Here is a 4,961-nt window from a genome sequence, read left to right on the forward strand (position 1 = left end):
CGATCACGCAGCCCGCGCTGTCGAAATGGCTGCGCGAGCTCGAGGAATCGCTCGGCCTGCCGCTGTTCGAGCGCACGTCGCGGCGCGTCGCGCCGACCGCCTACGGCGATGCGCTGCTCGAGTGCATCGGCCGCGTGCTGACCGACATGCGCGGCGTCGCGCCCGCGTTCGACGCGTTGCGCACCGGCACCGGCCGCCCGGTGACGATCGGCCTGCTGCCGAACATGGCGCCGCAACTGATTCCGGGTGCGCTGGCGTGGCTGCGGGAAGCCGGCCGTCCGGTGCAGCTCAACGTGCGCGAGGACACGCTCGACCGGATGCTCGCGCAGGCGCAGCGCCGCGAGCTCGACCTGCTCGTGTGCCGGCTCGATGCGTCGGCGCTGAGCGCGGGGCTCGACGTCGCGCCGCTGTACCGCGACGACATCATCGTCGTGTGCGGGCCGCGCCATCCGCTGCTCAGGCGTGCGCGGATCGGCTGGCGCGACGCGGCCGCGTTCCCGTGGATCGCGCCGCCGCTCGGGTCGCCCGCGCGCCTGGCGCTGGACGCCGAGTTCGCGAAGGCGGGCCTGGCGCCGCCGTCCGTGCTGATGGAATCGGTGTCATGGCAGACCAACCGCGCGGTGGCCGAGCAGTCGCCGTGCCTGTTCGTGCAGTCGGCCCGCGCGTTCGAGTTGGCCGAGCGTGCAGGGGAGCGGATCGGCCGGTTGCCGCTGAAGCTGTCGACGATGCCTGAAACGGTCGGCGCGCTGTATGCGGCGCCCGCGAGCGTGTCGGTGACTGCGGCGATCGACGCGTTGAAGGCCGTAACACGCGCGGATCCCGGCGCGGTCGCATGAACGCGAACGGTGCCGGGGCGCCCCCAGAATCTGACGAATCGATTGCGAACGCGGCGTGTGCCACGAACGGCCTTGCGCCGGGCCGTCGCGCCGCGTGTCAGTCTTTCGGCAAGCTGACTGCCGGCAGCCAGCATCGCCCGGACCGCGCGTAACCCCTGATGCGCGCGGATGCCCCGGCGTGTCACGGATTGGTGTTAAATGTATTTCGGCGCGTGTTGGCACCGCGCGCTTCACGGGGCGCACCGGGTATCGGCGTAAACCCGGGGCGAAAAACGGCACGAAGGATCGAAAACGAATCGGGCGCATCAGACCCGATCGGACAGACGGCAGGATTCATCTTGAATACCGAACCGCAAAGTTCTCGTTACAGTCTCGGGCTCGCGGCGGAAGTGCTTGCGTCCGAGCAAAGCGTGCTGAGGCTGATCACGCGCAATACACCGCTGCCGGAGCTGTTGGTCGAAGTCTGCCGGCGTGCCGAAGCTTTGCTCGGCGACGGTGCGTCATGCACGATCCTGCTGCTCGATACCGACGGCGTGCACGTGCACGTCGGCGCCGCGCCGTCGTTGCCCGCGCAGTACAGCGCGGCGATCGAAGGCGCGTCGATCGGCCCTGCGGCCGGCTCGTGCGGCACGGCGATGTACCTGCGCCGGATGGTCGCCGTCGAAGACATCGAAACCGATCCCCTGTGGGCCGACTACCGTTCCATCGCGTTGCCGCTGGGCCTGCGCGCCTGCTGGTCGGTACCGTTTCTCGACGATAGCGGCGCCGTGCTCGGCGCGTTCGCCGTCTATCACCGCACGCCGCGCCGGCCGGGTGACGAGGAAACCGCGCTGTTGCGCGATATCGGCAACAGCGTCGGCCTCGCGGTGCACCAGGACCGGATCGCGCGACAGCTCGCGCGCAGCGAGGAACATCACCGGCTCTTGGTCAACAGCCTGCACGAAGGGATCCTCGTCGTGTCGCGCGATGGCGTCGTGGTCGCGAGCAACCCGAGCGCGAACCGGATGATGCGCGTGCACGGCGACCTCGTCGGCCGCCGGCTGTCGACGGTGATCCTGCGCAAGCTGCACGAGGACGGCTCGCCGATCGCGCCCGACGAATGGCCGAGCCGGCGCGCGCTCGAGACGGCCACGCCGATGCTCGACTACACGGTCGGCTTCGGGCTCGCAGACGGCGACGTCATCTGGGTGCGCGGCAATGCGGTGCCGATCGTGAAGCCGGGCGAAAAGCAGGCCGACTCGGTGCTCGTGTCGTTCAACGACATCGGCCCGGTGCGCGAAGCGCAGCAGCAGTTGCGCTACCTGGCGACGCGCGATGCGCTGACGGGCCTCTACAACCGCCGCTGGCTCGGCGACCGCATGCGCGAGCTGTTCGGCGGACACGATGCGGCGGGCGGGCCCGCACGCGTCGCGATCCTGTTCATCGATCTCGCCGGCTTCAAGAAGGTCAACGACACGGCCGGCCACGAAGCCGGCGACGCGCTGCTGCGCAGCGTCGCGGCGCGGCTGTCGGCCTGTGGGGGCGGCCAGTACGCGCTGACGCGGGTCGGCGGCGACGAGTTCGTGATCCTGGTCGAGGACTGCGACGATCCCGACCGGCTCGCGGTGCTCGCGCGCGAGGTGATCGAAGCGATCGCGAAGCCGTTCGCAATCGCGAACAACGAATACTGGCTCGGCGTATCGATCGGGATCAGCGTCGCGCCGCGCGACGGCGACGATGCCGTCACGCTGATGCGCAACGCCGATTCGGCGATGTACGACGCGAAGCAGCGCGGCCGCAACCACTTCACGTTCTTCACCGCGCAACTCAACCTGCGGCTGCAGCGCCGCTTCGCGATCGAGCAGTCGCTGCGGCGCGCGCTGTCGTCGGACATGCTGCGGCTCGCGTATCAGCCCGTCGTCGACGCGCGCAGCGGCCGCACGGTCGGCGCCGAAGCGTTGCTGCGCTGGACGAGCCCCGAGCTCGGGCCGATGTCGCCGGCGGAGTTCATTCCGGTCGCGGAAGATACGGGGCTGATCGTCGCGATCGGCCAGTGGGTGCTCGAAACCGCGTGCCGGCAGGCGGCCGAATGGCGCCGCACGATCGCGCCCGACCTGATGCTGGCCGTCAACCTGTCGCCGCGGCAGTTCCACGAAGGGCTCGTCGAATCGGTCGATCGCTGCCTCGCGCAGACGCGGCTCGATCCGTCCGCGCTCGAGCTCGAGATTACCGAAGGACTGCTGATGAACGACACGGATACCGTGCTGCCGATGCTCGAGGCGCTCACGGACATGAACGTGCGGATCTCGGTCGACGATTTCGGCACCGGCTATTCGTCGCTCGCGTACCTGAAGCGCTTTCCGCTGCACAACCTGAAGGTCGACCGCTCGTTCGTGTCGGGCGTGCCCGATCATCACGACTCGGTGGCGATCACGCAGGCCGTGGTCGCGATGGCGCATTCGCTCGGGATGAAGGTCACGGCCGAAGGCGTCGAGACGCAGGCGCAGTCGTGGTTCCTGCAGCAGATCGGCTGCGACATGCAGCAGGGCTATCTGTTCAGCCGCCCGCTGGATCCGCGCGACTACGCGCGCCGGCTCGGCGCCGTGTAAGCGCGGCGCGCGTTCGGCGTTCAGTGTTCGGCGTTCAGTCGATGCGCGGCACGCCGAAGCCGCCGGAGCCCGGCGTCATCGGCGTTGTATCGATCTCGACGCGGTTCTTGCCTTCGTGCTTCGCGCGATAGAGTGCGCGGTCGGCGGCTTCGATCAGCAGGGTGGTCGGCAGGCCGGGCATCGGCACGATGCTCGCGCCGCCGATGCTGATCGTCACGGTGTTGCCCGTCGACGAATGCGCGTGCCGCAGCCGCAGCGCCTCGACCGCGAGGCGGATCTTTTCGCCGAGCAGCCGCGCGGCGCCGGGCGACGTCGCCGGCATCACGACCGCGAATTCCTCGCCGCCGAAACGCGCGGCGAGATCGCCCGACTGGCCGAGGCAACGCTCGATGGTCGACGCGATCTGCTTGAGCACGCTGTCGCCCGACACGTGGCCGTACGTGTCGTTGTACAGCTTGAAATTGTCGACGTCGATCATCAGCAGCGACAGCTCGCTGCGTTCGCGCGTGCCGCGCCGCCATTCGGCGGCGAGGTATTCGTCGAGATAGCGCCGGTTCGACAGCCCGGTCAGGCCGTCCGAATGCGTGAGGCGGCGCAGCTCGAGATTGGCTTCGAGCAACTGTTGCTGCGATTGCCGCAGCGCGCGATAGGCCTCGTCGCGCTGCAGCAGGTTCATGTACGAGCGCGAGTGGTAGCGCACCCGCGCGACGAGCTCGATGCGGTCGGGCAGCTTCACGAGGTAGTCGTTCGCGCCGGCCGCGAACGCGGCGCTCTTGATCGTGGGCTCTTCCTGCGTCGACAGCACGATGATCGGCACGTCGCGCGTCGCCGGATTCGTCCGGTACGCTTTCACGAGGCTCAGCCCGTCGGTGCCGGGCATCACGAGGTCCTGCAGGATCACGGTCGGCCGCGTCTCGATCGCGGTGGCCATCGCGTCGTCCGAGCGCGGGCAGTAGTGGAAATCGATCCCTTCCTCGTCGATGAGCGCGCGCCGCACGGCTTCCGCGACGATCGTCTGGTCGTCGACCAGCAGCACCATCGCCGGCACGTCGGCGGGCGGCGTGTAGGAGCCGCCTGGCGGGCGAGTCAGGTCAATGGTCATGGTCGATGCAGGTTGGGGCGAGGGCCGGCATGGGTGTTGCGCATGCTCATCGGGCTCAGATCCGCGCGAGCGCCGCCAGCTCGCCCGCGATGCGCCCGAGCGGCAGGATTGCGCGCGCCGCGCCGAGCGTCGCGGCCGCCTTCGGCATGCCGTACACGGCACTGGTCGCCTCGTCCTGCGCGATCGTGTGGTAGCCCTTCATCCGCAGCGCCTTCAGGCCGATCGCGCCGTCGCGGCCCATCCCCGTGAGCAGCACGCCGATCACGCGGCCGGGCCAGTGCTCGGTCAGGCTGTTGAAGAAGACGTCGACCGACGGGCGATACGGCGTGGCGGCCGGCTCGCGCGTGTATTCGAGCGTGCCGGCGCGCGTGATGCGCAGGTGGTCGTCGGTCGCCGCCAGCAGCGCGACGCCCGGCTGCGGGCGGTCGCCTTCGC

The 4,961-nt window shown here is 69.5% G+C and carries 4 protein-coding genes; 2 read left to right on the plus strand and 2 right to left on the minus strand.

All coding sequences use genetic code 11. The features are described 5' to 3' along the window. Together JYJ84_RS28255 and JYJ84_RS28260 are read left to right on the plus strand one after the other, a co-directional pair. On the plus strand, window positions 1-836 hold an 836-nt coding region (locus JYJ84_RS28255), incomplete at its 5' end, for a LysR family transcriptional regulator (protein WP_205189743.1). Between the two features lie 338 nt (window positions 837-1,174). Continuing rightward, window positions 1,175-3,424, plus strand: coding sequence for a bifunctional diguanylate cyclase/phosphodiesterase (locus JYJ84_RS28260; RefSeq protein ID WP_175221550.1), 2,250 nt, complete (start codon window positions 1,175-1,177; stop codon window positions 3,422-3,424). A 34-nt stretch (window positions 3,425-3,458) separates the two neighbouring features. On the opposite strand, the gene JYJ84_RS28265 is transcribed toward JYJ84_RS28260, so the two are convergent. Beyond that, entirely contained in the window at window positions 3,459-4,526 is a 1,068-nt protein-coding gene (locus JYJ84_RS28265; protein ID WP_174958520.1) for a diguanylate cyclase, read from the minus strand. Between the two features lie 55 nt (window positions 4,527-4,581). Then, window positions 4,582-4,961: chemotaxis protein CheB (locus tag JYJ84_RS28270; protein ID WP_275890746.1), on the minus strand; the 380-nt coding region annotated here is incomplete at its 5' end.

Source organism: Burkholderia sp. LMG 13014 (genome assembly GCF_905232215.1).
GTDB lineage: Bacteria > Pseudomonadota > Gammaproteobacteria > Burkholderiales > Burkholderiaceae > Burkholderia.

Coding starts and splice junctions, on each gene's coding strand:
- JYJ84_RS28265 (WP_174958520.1), bottom strand. CDS start 4,526: ATGACCATTGACCTGACTCGCCCGCCAGGCGGCTCCTACACGCCGCCC.